This window comes from Halioglobus sp. D3-4, assembly GCF_055809315.1.
The window spans coordinates 2,300,960-2,318,032 of the sequence record NZ_CM147907.1; the positions used below are offsets into that span (position 1 = coordinate 2,300,960).

At 56.0% G+C, this 17,073-nt stretch carries 15 protein-coding genes; 4 read left to right on the forward strand and 11 right to left on the reverse strand.

The window, feature by feature from the left end:
* Position 1 precedes the first annotated feature (1 nt).
* Entirely contained in the window at positions 2-1,348 is a 1,347-nt protein-coding gene (locus AC0L6S_RS09915) for a cytochrome P450 (protein ID WP_473428323.1), read from the reverse strand.
* The gene (locus AC0L6S_RS09920; RefSeq protein ID WP_473428324.1) at positions 1,345-1,851 is read right to left on the reverse strand and encodes a nuclear transport factor 2 family protein; all 507 of its coding nucleotides are present in this window, start codon (positions 1,849-1,851) and stop codon (positions 1,345-1,347) included. The genes AC0L6S_RS09915 and AC0L6S_RS09920 overlap by 4 nt, the downstream gene beginning before the upstream one ends.
* Positions 1,852-2,047: 196 nt before the next feature.
* On the opposite strand from AC0L6S_RS09920, the gene AC0L6S_RS09925 reads away from it, so the two are divergent.
* Entirely contained in the window at positions 2,048-2,911 is an 864-nt protein-coding gene (locus AC0L6S_RS09925) for a TIGR03619 family F420-dependent LLM class oxidoreductase (protein ID WP_473428325.1), read from the forward strand.
* Between the two features lie 21 nt (positions 2,912-2,932).
* Here AC0L6S_RS09925 and AC0L6S_RS09930 read toward each other — a convergent pair whose 3' ends face one another.
* From AC0L6S_RS09930 to AC0L6S_RS09940, 3 genes are all read right to left on the reverse strand, one after another.
* Positions 2,933-3,952: an aminopeptidase gene (locus AC0L6S_RS09930; protein WP_473428326.1), complete on the reverse strand. Its 1,020-nt coding sequence runs from the start codon at positions 3,950-3,952 to the stop codon at positions 2,933-2,935.
* Positions 3,953-4,026: 74 nt separating this feature from the next.
* Positions 4,027-5,583, reverse strand: coding sequence for an outer membrane protein assembly factor BamB family protein (locus tag AC0L6S_RS09935; RefSeq protein WP_473428327.1), 1,557 nt, complete (start codon positions 5,581-5,583; stop codon positions 4,027-4,029).
* 82 nt (positions 5,584-5,665) lie between these two features.
* Entirely contained in the window at positions 5,666-6,919 is a 1,254-nt protein-coding gene (locus AC0L6S_RS09940; RefSeq protein WP_473428328.1) for a hypothetical protein, read from the reverse strand.
* 126 nt (positions 6,920-7,045) lie between these two features.
* Between AC0L6S_RS09940 and AC0L6S_RS09945 the strand changes: the two genes are divergently transcribed.
* The gene (locus AC0L6S_RS09945) at positions 7,046-7,654 is read left to right on the forward strand and encodes a TetR/AcrR family transcriptional regulator (protein WP_473428329.1); all 609 of its coding nucleotides are present in this window, start codon (positions 7,046-7,048) and stop codon (positions 7,652-7,654) included.
* A gap of 6 nt (positions 7,655-7,660) precedes the next feature.
* On the opposite strand, the gene AC0L6S_RS09950 is transcribed toward AC0L6S_RS09945, so the two are convergent.
* The 4 genes from AC0L6S_RS09950 to AC0L6S_RS09965 form a co-directional block, all read right to left on the reverse strand.
* A complete protein-coding gene (locus AC0L6S_RS09950; RefSeq protein ID WP_473428330.1) occupies positions 7,661-8,887 on the reverse strand; it encodes a cytochrome P450 in 1,227 nt (408 codons plus the stop codon).
* 89 nt (positions 8,888-8,976) lie between these two features.
* Positions 8,977-10,188, reverse strand: a complete 1,212-nt coding sequence (locus tag AC0L6S_RS09955) for a PQQ-dependent sugar dehydrogenase (RefSeq protein ID WP_473428331.1) — start codon at positions 10,186-10,188, stop codon at positions 8,977-8,979.
* A 28-nt stretch (positions 10,189-10,216) separates the two neighbouring features.
* Positions 10,217-11,470 carry a cytochrome P450 gene (locus tag AC0L6S_RS09960; RefSeq protein WP_473428332.1) on the reverse strand — a complete coding sequence of 418 codons (1,254 nt, stop codon included), beginning with the start codon at positions 11,468-11,470 and terminating at the stop codon, positions 10,217-10,219.
* Positions 11,463-12,200 (reverse strand): GDSL-type esterase/lipase family protein, encoded by a 738-nt coding sequence (locus tag AC0L6S_RS09965; RefSeq protein WP_473428333.1) that lies wholly within the window; start codon positions 12,198-12,200, stop codon positions 11,463-11,465. The genes AC0L6S_RS09960 and AC0L6S_RS09965 overlap by 8 nt, the downstream gene beginning before the upstream one ends.
* Before the next feature lie 119 nt (positions 12,201-12,319).
* Between AC0L6S_RS09965 and AC0L6S_RS09970 the strand changes: the two genes are divergently transcribed.
* A complete protein-coding gene (locus tag AC0L6S_RS09970) occupies positions 12,320-12,937 on the forward strand; it encodes a L,D-transpeptidase family protein (RefSeq protein ID WP_473428334.1) in 618 nt (205 codons plus the stop codon).
* A gap of 199 nt (positions 12,938-13,136) precedes the next feature.
* Complete coding sequence (locus AC0L6S_RS09975; protein ID WP_473428335.1) at positions 13,137-13,382, forward strand: alanine-zipper protein; 246 nt, start codon at positions 13,137-13,139, stop codon at positions 13,380-13,382.
* Between the two features lie 114 nt (positions 13,383-13,496).
* On the opposite strand, the gene AC0L6S_RS09980 is transcribed toward AC0L6S_RS09975, so the two are convergent.
* A complete protein-coding gene (locus tag AC0L6S_RS09980; protein ID WP_473428336.1) occupies positions 13,497-14,423 on the reverse strand; it encodes a L,D-transpeptidase family protein in 927 nt (308 codons plus the stop codon).
* Positions 14,424-14,654: 231 nt separating this feature from the next.
* Complete coding sequence (locus tag AC0L6S_RS09985) at positions 14,655-16,850, reverse strand: molybdopterin-containing oxidoreductase family protein (RefSeq protein WP_473428337.1); 2,196 nt, start codon at positions 16,848-16,850, stop codon at positions 14,655-14,657.
* Positions 16,851-17,073 lie beyond the last annotated feature (223 nt).

Genomic DNA, 17,073 nt, shown 5'->3' on the forward strand with positions numbered 1-17,073 from the left:
CTTAATCGCGTTTCCGGTAGCGCAGGCGACACGGCCCACTGGGCTTAAGAACCATCGCGGAAAAATCGTCCTGATAGCTGTCCTCGGGGTCGACCAGCTCAAACTCGTAGCGCGGCAGAAGGGCCGCGAAGATCGCTTTCAGTTGCATCATCGCAAAGGCATTGCCGGCACACTTGTGCGGACCACCGCCGAACGGGATATAGGCAAACAGGGTGTCGGGCTTAGGCCGGTGCGGATCGAAGCGTTCCGGATCGGGGAAATAATCGGTATTGCGATGCGAGCCGTAAGTGGAGATCGCCACTGTCTTGCCGGCTTCGATCAGGGTACCGTTGTAATCAATATCCTCTATCACCCGGCGCATCAGCAGGATGAGGGGAGGATGCAAGCGCAGCACCTCCTCGATAAAACGCTCCAGACGAGGAATTTCGCGCAGCGATTCAAAGGTAATAGGCGCACCTTCTGCGAATAACTGCTGCAGCTCCTGCAACACCTCGTCGGCATAGGGTCGCTGGCGCGCCAATTCAGTCAGTGTCCAGGTCGCGGTACCCGAACTGGTGTGGTGGCCGGCGAACATCGTGGCGATTACCAACCCGGTGATCTCGTTATCATTGAGATGGCTGCCGTCGGCATAAGTGCCGGCCATGAAGGTTTCCAGCGCATCACCGTATACAACGTTTTCTTTGGCACGGCGCTCAGCGATAATTCCGCCTATCAATTCCTGTAAGCGCTCACGCGCTTTATCGCGCGCTTCGAATATCGGCTGCTGCAAATAGGGATCGACAAAGGCGATTGCCTGCAGGCCTTTTTCCAGCGCGTGGTAAAGCTCCCTGAACTCATCCGTCAACTGATAGCGGAAATCTGCACCTAACAGGCAATGTGTCGCTGTATTCAGAGTCAGGCGCAGAAACTCGTCGAGAAAATCCAGTTCACCCTCATCGCCCCAGCCCGCGACCCAGTCCTCTACTTCCCTGGAGATAATCGCGGCATAGTGCTTCATGTTCTGGTAACGCAGCGCATCCACCTGAATCTTTAGCTGCGTTTTCATTTTTTCCGGTGGCGCGTCAAAGATCACACCCTTGCCGAATACCGGCACCGTGGCCTGATAGGCTGCGGCGCGACTGAGCTTCATATCCAGCGTTTTCAGGAACGCCTCCTGCGCCTCGGGTCCACTCATCAGGACTGTCTGCTGGCCACCCATATTGAACTCGGCCAGCTCACCGCACTCCTCGTTGCAACGCATCAGGAAACGTGCAAAGTTGACGCCGAACTCCTCCATATGACCGATATCCGGCTTTTCGCCACTCACCCTCGGCGGCAGTTTCAACACAGCGGCAGCTCGCTCGCTCACGACGACTCCCCCTCCGCCACCTGTTGGCTGGACATAACAGGCATCTCCTTCAGAATACCCTTGTCAACACACTCCTTGATCAGGTTTGTGATATTAGTGTAGTCATACAGATCCAACTGCTCACTCCACTGGTAGTTTCCGCCATACTTGAAATAGGAAGCGCCTATCACTCTCATCAAGGAGCCGTCCTCGCGCACCGGTGCGCCGGGGGGAGTCTGCCACCAGGTGGCCATTGCAGTACCGCGCGTTTCATCAATCACCATTTTATCGTAGGGGTATGTCCAGCCCTTGTAAGGGTCCATCGCGGCACCGACGCAGGTTTCCCGTATCGTCTCGCGGCCGGTAAATTCGTACTTGCCATTGGGAGTATCCCAACCGTAGAGACAATCCTCGGTATAGTAATCTGCCAGATGGCGCCAGTTGCCCTCTTGCTCTGCCTTGTCATTCACTGCCAGCCAGCGGCGCATCATCTCTTCCATTTCTTCACGGCTATACGCAGGCATGCAATTACCTCCTACAATTCGACCCGATACTTGGGAAATTCACCTTTGAAAGCCACCTTAGCCGAGTTAATATATAGTTGCAACTATATTCCAGCGGGGTCGGAGAGCGCTTGACAACTGCATGACCCTGCCTGTTTCATGCTCTCATCTCGACCACCGACACACCCTGCAGACGACGCGTACAAGGGAGTATTCGATGAAGTTCTGGCAGTCACTCGCCTTTGTAGAAATGGATCAACTGGTGGAGCTGGCAAGGTTCTGCGAAGAACTCGGCTTTCACGGTGTATCCTATGGTGACCATCTGGTAACCACCAGAGATCAAGTCGATGAGTACCTCTATCGCGATAGCGGCAATATTTTCTGGAATCCGGATACGCACTGGCCCGATCCCTGGGTGGCGACGGCGGCATTGGCGCAGGCGACAACGCGATTACACTTTCTCTCTACGATCTACATTCTGCCGCTGCGCGACCCACTCAGCGCAGCCAAAGCACTCTCCACCGCAGCGGTACTTTCAAATAACAGAGTGACCCTCGGAGTCGGTGTGGGCTGGCAAAAAGCCGAGTTCGAGATGACGGGTCAGGATTTCCATACACGCGGTAAACGCGCAGACGAGATGCTGGAGATCATTCCCGGCCTGCTGTCGGGAGACATGACTGAATTTCACGGGAAGTACTACGACATTCCCCCGGTGAAAATGTCTCCTGGCACCAGCAGGCCATTACCTATCATGATTGGCGGTTACGCACCTGCAGCGATGCGCCGCGCCTGCCGATTCGATGGCTGGATGGCCACATCACACGATGAAGAGGAGATATACCCACTGCTGGACACGCTGCAGGCGGTGCGCGAAGAGCAAAACTGCAGCACCAAGCCATTCGATATCTGGACAGGCATCAAGAACCCCGGAGACGGTACTCATGAACGCCTGGAGGCAGCCGGTGTCACCATGGTTAATGGCTGTAACTTCCTGAATGAAGACGGCCGCACCGCGCTGTCGGGCATCGACGAGAAGAAGAAGCGGATTGAAGCCTTTGCCCGCCGCTTTCTAGCCAACTAGTCAGCGGACTTTAGTGTGGCCCTATCGGCATAAAGAAGGGATAACGGTATCGCTGGCGTTTGCTTTCTCACCCCATAAATCCAGACACCGGCCCCGCTCGTCCGCAGCTAGCCGACCAAGCCTTGCAACATGCGCATAGAACTGTGAAAAGTCGCGACCGTGACTCGCCTGTATCTGCAGAAATGCGGGCACCTGTTGATGATAGGCGCCCATTGCACCGAGCCTGGCATTATTGAATTCGACAGGCACCGGTGTATCAGGCCCCGCCCCGGGCTTAGCTGTCATCAGAGCATACTGGCGATCCAACTCGTCCAGCACCCGCGCCTTGGCCTTCCGCTTACTCTGCACGGAAAGAGGCTGCTGATAGATATCCTGCAACTGCTGCCTGGCCTCTGCCGCCATAGTCACCAGTGTGTTCACGCGATGTCGGTAAGCGTGGTAATTACCCAGCTGATCGGCATCATCCCCGGCCGCATAAAACCTCTCCATCCCGGCCTGCTCGACCGCCGTGGCAAAGGACTCATTAAAAACCGTGTCGTCATCGATATACAGTTGCTGGTGAGCCAACTCGTGAAAGATCAACCCGACAAGCCGGTAGTCCGGCAGTGCTATGAACGTATTGAGCACCGGATCATCAAACCAGCCCAGCGTTGAATAGGCTGTCACGTGGCCGACATAGGTATCGTAGCCCTGTTCTATCAGCTCATCGCGATACTGCTGCAACATGGTGGCATCAAAATAGCCTCGGTAACCGGCACACCCGATAACGGGATAGCACCACGTAACCAACTCTGTGGAAAACTCCTCGGCCGCATACAGGTTCTCCACGACATAGCCGCGCTTGAGGTCCACATACTCGGTATAGCTGTCGTTGACCGACAACTGCAGCGTTGCAACAGCGAATTCACGCGCCTGCAATACCAGTAACAGTTTTTCCCGCACCTGTGGGCTCAGGCTGTCATCCGCGAGCAACTGTTCGATATCGGTGGCCTGGCCGATGATATCCAAATGGCCCTGCACAGACTGCTTGTAGTATTGCATTTCGTTGCAGGCTACCAGCAGTCCCAGCAATACAAGCAAACACGCTTTTACGACTCTCACCACAGTGGTGGCAACTACTGTGACGAGACCGGCAACGCCACTTGCACACCACCGGTAGAGCCCATCATTTCGAGATCTCCCGGCAGCAGCATATCGACCAGCGGCTTGAGCGGACTGACGGCAGATGTCAGGGTGTCGCCAATACTGCTGATAACAGTGCCATCGGGCAGCACGGCGGTAATACCGCTGGAATCACCGGGCAGAGTAACCAGATCGCGCACGGCCTCACCTGTTTTCAGGTCAAGCGCTGCCACCACCGACTGCACCGGGGCCGTAAACCCCAGAATCGGGATAGGGTACCCGTATACCACCGGCACCAGTACAGCATCGTCCGTCACCATTGGGTTGCCATTACCGGTGGCAACCGGGTCACCAAACACGAAGGATGCCGGCAGGCGCTGTGGCAGCACTTTGGAAAAATCGCTCTCCCACAAAATACCGCCATCGGGATCAATCGCCACAACCGCCGGGGCGTTTGCCTGCAGGGCATAGATGGTGCCATCACGGCCAACGGCCGCAGCACCAGCGGCCGCTCTGGTTTTCACTTTCCAGGTTATCGCTCCGCTGGCGGTATCAATGCTATAAAACCAGCCTTCCTCATCGCTGACATATGCATGATCCTCCGCCGGCGACAAGGCAGGACTGGAGCCACTGCCAAGCCCGATACTGGTGACAAACGCCTCGTTGAGCGTCACGGCGGAAGCGCTGCGAATCACATCCAGTGCATAGAGCGACCCCAGCCCTTCCCGCGCACCGCTGCCCACTACAAATATTCGACCATTGGCCGCCACAGCCGGTGTATTCGCAGAGCGCATGCTGCCGCCGAATATCAACTGCCAGCCCCACTCCCTGAAGGCTGGATCCATCAAGCCATCACCCAGCACACTGTCGGGCATCGGCACCGTGGTGGCATAGGGTGGCAGCAACCCTGGTAGGCGATAGGGTTGATTCAGAGTGCGTCCGGTGTCGCGATCAATAATCAGAACATCGCCAAAATTCGTCACACCCAGCAGCTCACCTTCAGCGGTAAATGCTGCCGTGGTAAATGCATTGACAGGATGATCGCCCGCAGCCACCCAGTCGCCCTCCTGCAGAGGCGGCAAATCGACAACCCATTTCAATGCTCCGTCTGAGCGGTAGGCGAACACCTGATTGCAGTCACCGATATAGATATCGCCCTGCGTATCGACAATGGGGCTGGAAAGCAGCGCACAGGGGTCGACGCCATCACTCGCGCTGCTCCAGGGTGCAGCGTGCCACAGCGGTGTACCGTTCATGGTGTAGGCGTACAGATTGCTGTTGCCGCTGGGCAGACCCGTGGTGAAATACATCTGCTGACCATCGGGACTGATGACAGGCGCGGTCAGCACCGATGCACCCGCCAGTGCGTGCCAGCTGGCATACTCGCGCGACAGAACTGTAGTTTCCACTGCGCGCCTGTTACCCGCGTCCTGATGTAATGTCGACCAGCCGCCCGGAGAATAGGTTGACGTGGCAGCGCTGGCATTGGTTGCCAGTAGTGCACTGACAAGAGCGACCGAACGCCGGGACGATAATCTGGGCTTCTTCATGTTGCTGTCTTCTGTGGGGCGTGGGTTTTTGTTCGACAGCAACCCTACCACAACGCGTGGGCAAGGGCTGCATGCGCCGCTATCACACCTGTAATAACTGGATACGGTCTTCCAATCTGGTCTGATACAACACGGTACCCTTGGCAATCTGCACGGCGAGAGGCTCTTCAAGCAGTTCGCTGGCGTCGTCTATCACAATATCCCAGGCCAGATCATTGTCCGTGCAAGCCTCGATCCGGGCGCGCGGATCAACCCCCTTCACCAGTCCGTCCAGCCCGCCGTTCATCCCCCTCGCCAGCAGCGCAAACCAGCTGTAAGACAGCGTTTCAGCAGTGGCCGGACACTCTCCAATGACAAGACGAGCGCGGTGATCAGACAAACGTGTCAATTCAATCGACCAATATTCACCTGGCTGGAATGCCGGATGGACCTCGAGCACGGCCAGAATACCGTCTATCCCTGCATCCTTGCAGCCCAGCCATTCACTCAATCGTGCACTCATAACCCAACTGCTGCCTGTCATCTGGAACTCACCGACAGCAAGTGCCGCAGCGTCACCATAACGCTGTGCGATGGAATAGAGAAGGCCGGTGATCAACAGATGTACCTGCACCGCCAGTTCGCTGCACGCGACGACCAAAGCTGCATGAGAGAACTGCTCCAGATGCAGCTGCTCAAACAGCGGGCCGGAGTAATCGTCCAGCCCACCGGGCTCAGCATTCAGCCCACGCTCTATGACGACGTTCGCAAGCTCTGTACTACTCATTACCCGAGCGATATCCGGCTCGGGAACAGCCTCTGCTTCTTCATCGATAAACACCGTCCACTCACAGTGCGGCACCCTGTCCGCCGGCATGCGCGGCGGCCTGTGTACCGGCACCATACGGGCGCGCGCATTAGTCGCCACTGCGGTCGCGTTGAAGGTGGGGTCTTCAATATCGTGGCACATCACTTTAACCGCATCAGCCCCACGCGGCTCAGTCTCCAGCAGCGGCCCACAACTGTTTAGCCAGAAGCGGCCACGGTCCGGCGCTGCCACCTCAAAGTGCACATCGAAATACTGGTGCGTAAAGCCACATTCCAGCTGCAGCCCCTTGAATATCGTGGCGACATCGACCCCGCCCGCAAAGCCCATCGCCTTCTGCATACGCCGGGTATAAACCGGGCTAGCGCCCATCCAGTTGGCAATCGCGACGTCTTTATATGCCTCATCACCGTGGTTTATGCGTAGAGCCGCATAGCCGGTTCTGCTATTGAACTGCGAACAGAGCATGTATTCGCGGCCCAGTTGAGCTAACTGAAGACGGCTGAATTTTGTCAGGTTTTTATTATTCAAAGCGTGCACCTGTATGCGATAGGCGATGTATAATGCGCGAGCTGCCAATATAGCGTCAATATTTTATAGTTGCCACTATTTTACAGGCCAACCCTTTTTGATACCTCAATACCCGTGGAAGCGGTCATGACCAAAAAAAACCCAAAACCCAGCAAGCGTGAAGTCACCCGCGAGAAAGTCATTCTGGCCGCCATCGACTGCATCTACCGCGATGGCTTTAATGCCGCGCATACCAATCGAATCGCCGAGGAAGCGGGCGTAAGCTGGGGCGTACTGCAGTATCACTTTGGCGACAAGGATGGGCTGCTGCAGGCAGTCATCGATTACATTTTCGATAACTTCAGCAGCACGTTGGAGGACACGACATTTGAAAGCAAAGAACTGCAGCCGCGTATAAGACAACTGATTGACGTGATATGGAAGCTCGTCAGCAAAAAAGAGTACCGGGTGAGCATCGCGATCCTGCGAAATGCCGGCAAAGACGAAACCTCCAGCATCAACGGTCAAAAACAGCTCACGCGCTGGGCCAAAAAAACCTCACAACTGTGGCACAAGTTGTTTGAAGACACGGTGCAGGAACCACAGCAGAGCGATATTGCTCGCCACCTGCTATTTGCAACTCTGCGCGGCATGGTCGATGAAATCAACCCGCGCAGCGTTAAAACGAAGAAAGCAATAAAACTGGAGTGTGACGCGCTCAGCGAAGCAATTACCTATCTGCTCACTCGCAGCTGAATACGCTCACACAAGATCAAACGCGATTGGCATCTTCTTGATGCCGTGAATAAAACTGGAGCGCAACCAATTGATATCGCCATTCAGGCGCGGGTTGCGAATATGCTTTAACACTTCCTCGAAAACCACCTTCAGTTCCAGTCGTGCGAGATGAGACCCCATACAAAAATGCTCACCGATTCCGAACGCGCGGTGACCGTTTTTCACGTCTTCGCGCTGCGACCGCAAAATATCAAAGGTATCGACGTCGCTGAACACATCCTCATCCGAGCTGGCCGCCGCATAATACAGGTTTATCTTGTCGCCCTTGCTTATTCGCTGCCCGTTCACTTCCACATCTTCCATCGCGGTACGACGGAAAGCGATAATGGCGGGATCGAAACGCAGAATTTCTTCAATGGCACCGTCGAGGAGATCCGGGTCCTCCACCAGCATCTGGTACTGTTCGGGGTGCTCCATTAACAGGCGCATGCCCTGCGATGTCACGGTGCGGGTTGTCTCATTTCCGGCGACCATTAACATCAGAAAGAAGTGACAGAACTCCTCGTCGGTGAGTGGTTCATCCTCCACCGTACCATTGAGCAGAATATTCACAATGTCGTCCTGCGGGTTTTCGCGATGGGTGACAGCCAGCTCATGGGCCAGAAAAAACATCTGGGCCATCGCATTCTCACCATCTGCCTCCGAGGTAGACAATTCCGGGTCATTCATACCCAGCATGATGTTGGTCCACTCAAACAAGTCCTTGCGTCTATCGATGGGCACCCCCATCAGTTCGCAAATCGCGATCAATGGCAACTCTGCCGCGATATCTTCAACAAATTCACACTCCCCACCCGCCACAGCCCGTTCAACGATATTCTTCGCAACCGCGCGAAAGCGCGGCTCGTAGCTATCAACGTTCTTGGGGGTAAAAGCGTTCCGCACCAGCCGGCGATACTTCAAGTGCTGCGGTGGGTCCATATTGATCAACTGCTGACGCATTATCGCCACCCGCTCCGGATCGGATTCCCAAGGCAGGCAACTTTTTTCCGCAGAGGAGAACAACAGAGGGTTCTTGGAGATGAAATCCAGGTCTTTCTGTCGCGTTACCGCCCAGAAACCGGTGTCTGTCTCCGGGTCGTCATGCCAGTAAATGGGCTGCTCATTGCGAAGGTACTTAAAAACTTCTCTCGGGACGCCGCCCTGATAGGTTTCGGGAGCAGTAAGATCAAAATGCGGGCAGCCGGACATACGCTTTACCTTTATAAGTCGGTTAACGACTATAGACTACACCCTATTAGTCACTAGCTACAACCCCTGAAGGGCGCATCTCGGAACCATCATTCTGCCGCCGGCGCGAGCCGCAACAGAGAACCCTGCTCACTCAACAGATAGAGGTTACCGTCGGGGCCCTGCTTGACATCCCGGAGGCGCAGATTGAGGTCGGACAGCATCCGATGCTCGATCACCGTGCCGTCGGGATTAAAACCCAGACGATTAAGATGGAGCGCGCGCAGGGCGCCGATAAACGCATTGCCATTCCACCCGGGAAATTGTTCGCCTTGATAAAAGCTCAGCGCACTTGTCGCAATGGAAGGGACATAGTAGTAGACGGGCTGCTCCATTCCCTCTTTCGCGGTTCCCTCTCCGATCTTGCCGCCGCCGTACTCTTCGCCATAGGTGATCACCGGCCAGCCATAGTTGGCGCCCGGCTGCAGGCGGTTGAGTTCATCGCCTCCCTGCGGACCGTGTTCAGTGAGCCAGATATCACCGGTTACGGGGTGTCGAGCGAGGCCCTGTGGGTTGCGATGCCCGTAGCTGTATATCGCGGGGCGCGCGCCGGGTATTGTTGCAAATGGGTTATCCGCCGGCACACTGCCGTCGCTGTTAAACCGCAGCACTTTGCCCATATCGGCATCCAGCTGTTGTGCTAATTCTGCCCGGCCCCGCTCGCCCATGGTCATATACAGGTGATCGCCAACAAACAGCAATCGGCCACCGTAGTGCTTTTTAGTCGCCAGCACCGGCTCGGTGGTATAGAGCACGTCCAGCTCACGCAGCGCATTGTCCTGCAACCGCGCACGCGCCAACCGCGTGGTGGAGCCGTCGTCGCCCATGGGTGCGGAATACGTGAGGTAAACCCATAAGGGCAGCGAGCTATCCGCTGGCGACCCCGGTTGTGCTGCGCGGAGCAATGCAATATCAAGCAGACCACCCTGCCCCTGATAATAAACCTCCGGCACACCACTGATGGGGGTGAGTGTGCCCGACTCCGGATCCAGCCTCTGTAGAGAGCCACTGCGCTCGGTAACCAGAATATCGCCATCGGGTAAGAAGGCGAAACTCCACGGCATATCGAGTTCATCAGTAATCGCCGTAAGCGTAAAGTCCACGCCCCCACTGGTTTCTCGATGCGGCGCATCGTCTACCGCCAGCGGCTGACTGGCGCTCATATAGATACGCAACGCATAGCCGTTCCAGTCGATTCCCGAAATCGCAAGCACAGCGACCATTAAGACAGGCGCTGCCAACAGCCAGAAACGCAACCTCATATCCACTTTCTCCCTCTGTTACTTTGCATCAACCATTCGCGCTAACCTGCAAATGCAGTTCTCCCAAACGCCTGACAAAAATGCTCGGTACATGCGCCACAGGAAATCGGCTGTCCAGACAAAAACTACGGGTGGACTGCAACAACTCCTCCAGTATTACCCTCGCCTCCATACGCGCCAACCGCGCGCCAATACAAAAATGAATGCCATGACCAAAACCGAGATGCTCGGCAGTATTGTGACGCGTGATATCCAGCCTGTCCGGATCGGCGAATACTTCGGGATCACGGTTGGCCGCGGCCCATAGCAGAAAAACCCGAGCGGTGTCTGGAATGACAACACCACCCAACTGTGTCTCTCTCCGGACAGCCCGGTAATGCCCCTTAAACGGCGACTCAAGGCGCACGACCTCCTCGACGAAACGCTCGATAAGTGCAGGCTGGCCGCGCAACTGCTGCTGCAATTCGCTGTTCTGCGCCAGAATACGGATAGCGCTCCCCACCAGACTGGAGGTAGATTCGCCCGCCGCGCCCACCAGCACGATCAGAATCGCCACCGCATCCTGCGCGGAAATCACACCCTCTGTAACGCCAACTGCCAGCTCATCCATCACAGAATGCCTTTCCAGTGAGCTCGCCTTTTGTACCACGGTATCGAAATGTGTCGCGAGGTATTCCCTCATCTGTCCGGTGGAGACTCCCAGCGCTGCCAGTCGCTCCAGATCAATCGTCCCGGCCAGAATATCACCGCCGCTGAAGGCCCACTGCAGAAGCTGATCGACATCCTCCACCGGCAGGCCCACCAGCCGCGCCATGACTTTCACAGGTATCGCATTGGCAAGTGCACCGACGCAGTCACCACCCCCCGCCGAAACCAACTGCCGCACCCCCGCCCGCGCCCAGGTGCGCACCTCGGCATCCATGGCGACCACCTTGCGCGCATTTAACTGGGGCAATACCAGCCTGCGGTGAACCGCGTGGAAGGGCTCATCGGCATTGGCAATTGCATCCACCGCTCCACCGAATTGTGTCAGATCGAACAGTGTGGGCTGGCCCCGACCATCTGTCATCAGAATACCGGTGAGATTGGCGGAGTAATCGGCCTGATTCTTTAACACTTCATGAATCAGTGACCATGAAGAGACGAGGTATACCTCGGTGCCCGGCACCCGGTACACCGGTGCGTGATTGAGCAAATCCCGGTAGAACGGATATGGATCCTCGATCACGCGGGGATCCAGCAACCGGGATTTGATCAACGATTGATCAGCAGCGCTAGTCATGAGTCGGGCCCAGCGCGCCGATCTCGTCAAGCAAGCGCTGGCGAATACTCTCTCGCCACAGGCCATAACCCTGTGCACTGAGGTGGAGGCCGTCAATACGATAGTTGTCGGGGTCTGGCTCGCCGTCGCTGCCCATCAACCGATGTGCAGTGTCTATAAAATGCAGTTTGGGCTGCGTCGTCGACCACTGCTGAATCAACGCATTGGTGGACTGTGCGACAGACCAGACTGACCAGCGCAGCGGCGACGGAGTAATGCCGATGTAATAGATAGGTACATCGGGCTGCTCCGCTCGCACCGCTTCCACAAAGGCCTGATAACTCGACAGCAACCGCTGCGGTGATTTCTCCGCACCGGGGTGAATATCATTCGTACCGGCAAACACCACCACGGCGCGCGGCTGCCAGGCATTCACCAGTCGCTCTGCATAGTGCACAACATCATTCAGCTTGGCACCGCCGAAGCCGTGCTGTATCACACTTATGGGCGCCATATCGTCGGCGAGGGTGTCCCACAGCCGGATACTGGAACTGCCAATAAACACAACCTCCTGCCCATCGAGAGACTGCTTACGGGTGTTTGACTCAAGCGCAACAATATCTTCCTCCCAGACCAGCGGATCCTCACTGCTTGCCTTGCGGACTTCCTCGTAGAGCTGCCAGGCGGGCCAACTTAAAACCACCAGCAATAGCGCCAGCAGTAGAGCGGTAGCTTTTAGTCTCTTTTTCATCCGCTTTTCCCCCATTCAGCATCCCGCCAAAGAGTGACAGATTACCAGAGGATGCACATTGAATCGTCACTTGCTGACAGCTAGAATCTTTGGCACTCTCCCTGACCCGGACTTTGAACGTGTTTTCGATTCGCACTCTCTCTGCACAGTCGCCCAAAAATTACTGCGCGCCAGCCCTCTCTGTTTTACTCTCTCTCAGCTTTCTAATCTTCATTGTCACAGTCACACCCGATACGCGGGCCGCAGCGGCCACCGATGATGTTTGGGTTGCTATTGATACCGAAGACCTCAGCCTGATGGTGATGGACGGCGACAATCCACTGCATGTATTTGAAAACATCGCCATCGGCAGCAATGGCCCGACACTAGCACGGCTGCGGGATGACGGCACCACACCGCTAGGCGAATTCACCATCACCGAAATCAGGCCCAGCGAAAGGTTCGAGTTGTTTATGGCCTTCAATTACCCCAATCTGGAACACACAGAACGTGCATTTCTTGACGAGCGTATTGATATCGAAGAATACCGGGCGTTGCGCTATGACCTGGACCGCGGCCTGCCACCCCCGCAGAACACCAGGCTGGGCGGCCAATTGGGCATCCACGGGCTGGGCGCCGGCGATATAAAAGTTCATGAAACAGTCAATTGGACTGAGGGCTGCATCGCGCTAACCAACGAACAAGTGGAAGAACTGGCCAAATGGGTGGTTGTCGGCACCCGTGTCATTGTCCGCTAACTGGGAAAAAGTCGGGTAAACAATAGCTTGCGATTACGCTCAGTATCTCTGAAAATAGCGTCTGGAGGTGCTCGCCGACCTGGTTTGGCGACATTGCCCTAAAACGAGCTGCACAGCCCTGAACTAAAAAGGGAAGGGCAGTTCAAATTGGATAGACTTTTTAAGCCGGTTACCGGCTGACCACTTAGAGGACAATATTATGCGTAATTCGCTCAAAACAACGGCAGCAGCTTTTATGTTGGTCGCCCTGACAGGCGTAACCGGCTGTGCCACTACTCGTGACCTGGACACGCTGAAAGCGCAAGTTGAAGCTGCTCAGGCTACTGCCAACAAAGCTGCTGCTGACGCTGCCGCTGCTCTGGCCAAAGCCAACGCTGCTCAAGCTTGCTGCGATGCCAACTCCGAGAAAATGGACCGTATGTTCAAGCAGTCCATGAACAAGTAACACCCAGGGCACCTCTTTACCGGGGCGGCTATACTCTCACGGGTTAGCCGCTCCGGTATCCTCGGTGTCTACCTGCAGTATTTCTTCAGTACCTTCTTAGTACCGTCAATACCTTCAGTAACCCCCATTAGAGATCACCAAAGGAATACCAGTCTGGCGACTGAGTTCCTCGTCGATTGCTGCGTTATCCAGCATGGTACCGGCTGCCCGCCGCGCCATGGCATCGTCCAACGCCAGGTTCACATATTGCACCATGGCGCCTCGGTCGTTCGGATACTCTTCCAGAGGAGGATGGACTTCAAGATACAGCTTGCCCCCGTACCAGCCCGCTTTGACCGGTTGGTTGACAATACTCACCTGCGTGCCTGTCGGCAGTTGCGGGAAAAGCTTTTCGATGTCTTCGGGTAACATGCGGATGCAGCCGTGAGAAACGCGCATACCCACACCCTGCGGCTTGTTCGTGCTGTGAATCAAATAACCCGGAATGCCCAATCGCATTTTATACTTACCCAGCGGATTATTGGGCCCTGCCGGCACTACTCGCGGCAGCGGAGGCTCACCCTTTTCAGCACGTTCCTTGTGAATCGACGCCGGCGGCGTCCAGGTGGGGTTTTTGGTTTTCTCCACGATACGGGTCACGCCCAGCGGTGTCGCCCAGTCCATACGCCCGATGCTAATCGGATACGTTTGCACTTCCGCCGGCTGACCCGGCTTCTTGGGAGGATAATAGTACATCCGCATTTCCGGCAGGTTCAATACCAGCCCCGTACGCGGCCCGCGCGGCAATATATGCTGCGAGGGGACTGTTACGACAGTGCCATCACCGGGTAACCACCGATCAATATCAGGATTGACCCGCTCCATGTGATCCTGCCCTATACCCTTGCGGCGGGCTATATCCAGCAGTGTATCCTCATACTTGGCCTCCACGGTGGTGACCGAGCCGACAACATCAAAATGCTCTGATGGCAGCTGATAAGTCGTGGCAAAAACCGGTGCGGACAGCAAAGTGGTGACGAGAAGAGGGGCTACTATTTTCATGGCTCTACAATTCAAATGAAGTGAAAACGCTTAATCGGCAACGATAATCCAGTGCAGGGGAGAAATACAAGCAACACCTGTACTTATAGCGTCAAAATACACAGGGAAAGTGACGCCGGCCCCTACCTTGTTGTAGGGGAAATTGGACAGCACACGGGGATAAACGTTCATCGTGGGCTGCACAACTCAGTGAGCTATCGGGGCACCCGTATCCAACTCGATGCAGCGAACTCAGCAGGCAGATATAGCCACCGGGATATTACCCATGCGAGGCATACCGGTGATGGGGTCGGAATCCTCATCGGCACGCACCAGGCGACCGGTATTTGCGCCCAGTTCTTCGTAGCGCTCGTCCTCCTCCACCAGCCCGCCGAAGGCGTGCGCTATCGCCACTACCCCGGGGCGCAGGGTATCGTCGCCCTCAACCGTGGCCACGATGCCATCGTGGGTAGTGGCAATGCGTACCCGGTCGCCCTCGCCCACCCCCACCGCGCGCATATCGTCGGGATGCATCCATACCGGGTTAAACGGCTTGTTGCTGTTCAGTTTGGTGATGGAGCGGCCAGTGGAGTTCATGAAGTTATTGTGCCGGCGCGGAATGTAGCGAAATGGATAATCTGAAGTGTCGTGGTGCGCGCGGTAATCCTGTGCGAACACCTCTGCGAGTTGCTCCAGCATCACAGCATTGCCACAGTCAAGCCGATCTCTACAGCCTGGGTCTCGCGGCTGAACGCGCACATCACTGTCAAAGATATGTCCATGTGGATATTTTTTAACCTCCTCCAGCGGAATACGTGAGTGTGCACAGATTGAGGCGTACAGCGTCTCCAACGTAGGGTTTTCGATTTCCGCCAACGGCAATACTTCGTAAGGAGCCTCGTGAAACTTCGAAAAACCAAACGCCGAGGCATACACCAACTCGAGACCTAGGTGTCCGGCCATACGATAAAAGAAGGCCCAATCCTCTACCAGATCAGAGCCGTGCGGTACATCGGCCACAGCCGGTGAATACTGCGCGTAGGCGCAGGGGAAGCCGATGCCCGAACCGAAGTACTTTATCGCTTCTCCGCTCTGACTCATTCCTGGCGTTTCCAGTGTTTGCGTACAGGCGATAACGTAATCAGCGAGACGCGCAGTGGTCGACATTTCCACATCCAGCGTAACCAACAGCTCCAGTGCCTCCATCGCCTGTTGAGTTTTGCGCTGATCAGGCCAAGCAGCCATCGGGTTACCTCCGATACAGACCAGCGCCTTCACCTGCCCCTCACCGGGCAAGAGTATCTCTTCTGCCAGCGCTGCGGTGGGCATACCTGCGGCTGTATCGGTTAAACCGCGCACGCGCAGCTTCTCGCCAAAGCCCCAGGCCTTGAACGGTGGAAATGCCTGCGCCTTGGGCGTGTAAGCAGGCAGCATGGCATTGGGCCGCGTCACACGCTCACCCTCGCGGGTATAAGCGCCACATACGGTGTTGAGGCAGGCGACGAGGTAGTCCTTGAGATTGCAATACATCGAGAAGCTGGCGCCGGTGCCACTGTTGGCGTGACGTATTCGGGCACGGGCAAAAACACGCGCGGCCTCAACAAGCTGTGCAGCGGGAATACCCGCGCGAGCAGCCACGTAATCAGGCGTGAAGCCAGCCACCGTCTCACGTAGCTCAGCAAAGCCATTGACGTTGTGTTCTATGAAGTCGCGATCGTATAAACCTTCTTCGATGATAATGTTGATCATGCCCGCGAGAATGGCGTGATCTTCACCCGGACGGCACTGTAAGTGAATAGCCGCCTTGCGCGCGCAATCGGAAACGCGCGGATCAATCACTATCAATTGCATGCCGCGCGCCCGCGCCTCTTTCAGTTTTTGCGCCGGGTTCTGCCCGGGAATACCCGCCGATTTGGAAATAATGGGATTGTTGCCCACCAACAGCCAGGCATCGGCCTGTTCAAAATCCGGCTCCCCACCCAGCCACTTGCCGTGCAGCGCCATGGATATCTGTTTACCGGGCTGGTCTATGGTGTTGGAGGTGAAAAACATGCGCGAGCCAATCGCCCGCAAAAACGCATTCCCCATGGCCGCCGACGTCGGCTGTCCGCCATTGGGTGTGCCCACATAGAACGCCACGGCGCGCGGACCATACTGATCGACAATAGCCTTTATACGCTCGGCGACTTCGATGGTGGCCTGCTCACTGTCGATACGTGCATGGCTGCCATCCGCCTGGCATTTCATCGAATGCAGCAGGCGGCCCTGGTGGTTGTGCAGCTCCGGTAGGGCTCTACCCTTGGGGCAGGTGTAGCCCTTAAACAGGGGGTTATCCGGATCACCGGTGACCTTAGTGACCTTGCGACGACCGTTATCATCCTCGACTTCGGCCAGCACGCCACAGTGGGCGATACACAGGCGACAGATTGTGGGTACGATCTCGGTCATTGGAACTCCCCGCATTGCGTGAATGATGATAACTATAGCCGCTCAAACACCGAAATACCGTCGGAACTGTCATTGCAGTCACTTGAGAGTGTAATTAGCCCGTGCCGGTTTAATTTAGCTTCATGGACATCCATACATGTCGTGTAGCCGCGCAGGTACATTTCGCCAACGATGGCTAGGCGTGGACGTTACGCCTATCATAGGCGCTCAATCTCCAGGGAGG

What these genes read in the sequence shown, in the direction of transcription:
- AC0L6S_RS09925 (WP_473428325.1), top strand. Translation starts at nt 2,048, where the DNA reads ATGAAGTTCTGGCAGTCACTCGCCTTTGTAGAAATGGATCAACTGGTG.
- AC0L6S_RS09930 (WP_473428326.1), bottom strand. Translation starts at nt 3,952, where the DNA reads ATGCAATACTACAAGCAGTCTGTGCAGGGCCATTTGGATATCATCGGC.
- AC0L6S_RS09955 (WP_473428331.1), bottom strand. Translation starts at nt 10,188, where the DNA reads ATGAGGTTGCGTTTCTGGCTGTTGGCAGCGCCTGTCTTAATGGTCGCT.
- AC0L6S_RS09935 (WP_473428327.1), bottom strand. Translation starts at nt 5,583, where the DNA reads ATGAAGAAGCCCAGATTATCGTCCCGGCGTTCGGTCGCTCTTGTCAGT.
- AC0L6S_RS09950 (WP_473428330.1), bottom strand. Translation starts at nt 8,887, where the DNA reads ATGTCCGGCTGCCCGCATTTTGATCTTACTGCTCCCGAAACCTATCAG.
- AC0L6S_RS09945 (WP_473428329.1), top strand. Translation starts at nt 7,046, where the DNA reads ATGACCAAAAAAAACCCAAAACCCAGCAAGCGTGAAGTCACCCGCGAG.
- AC0L6S_RS09965 (WP_473428333.1), bottom strand. Translation starts at nt 12,200, where the DNA reads ATGAAAAAGAGACTAAAAGCTACCGCTCTACTGCTGGCGCTATTGCTG.
- AC0L6S_RS09975 (WP_473428335.1), top strand. Translation starts at nt 13,137, where the DNA reads ATGCGTAATTCGCTCAAAACAACGGCAGCAGCTTTTATGTTGGTCGCC.
- AC0L6S_RS09920 (WP_473428324.1), bottom strand. Translation starts at nt 1,851, where the DNA reads ATGCCTGCGTATAGCCGTGAAGAAATGGAAGAGATGATGCGCCGCTGG.
- AC0L6S_RS09980 (WP_473428336.1), bottom strand. Translation starts at nt 14,423, where the DNA reads ATGAAAATAGTAGCCCCTCTTCTCGTCACCACTTTGCTGTCCGCACCG.
- AC0L6S_RS09985 (WP_473428337.1), bottom strand. Translation starts at nt 16,850, where the DNA reads ATGACCGAGATCGTACCCACAATCTGTCGCCTGTGTATCGCCCACTGT.
- AC0L6S_RS09960 (WP_473428332.1), bottom strand. Translation starts at nt 11,470, where the DNA reads ATGACTAGCGCTGCTGATCAATCGTTGATCAAATCCCGGTTGCTGGAT.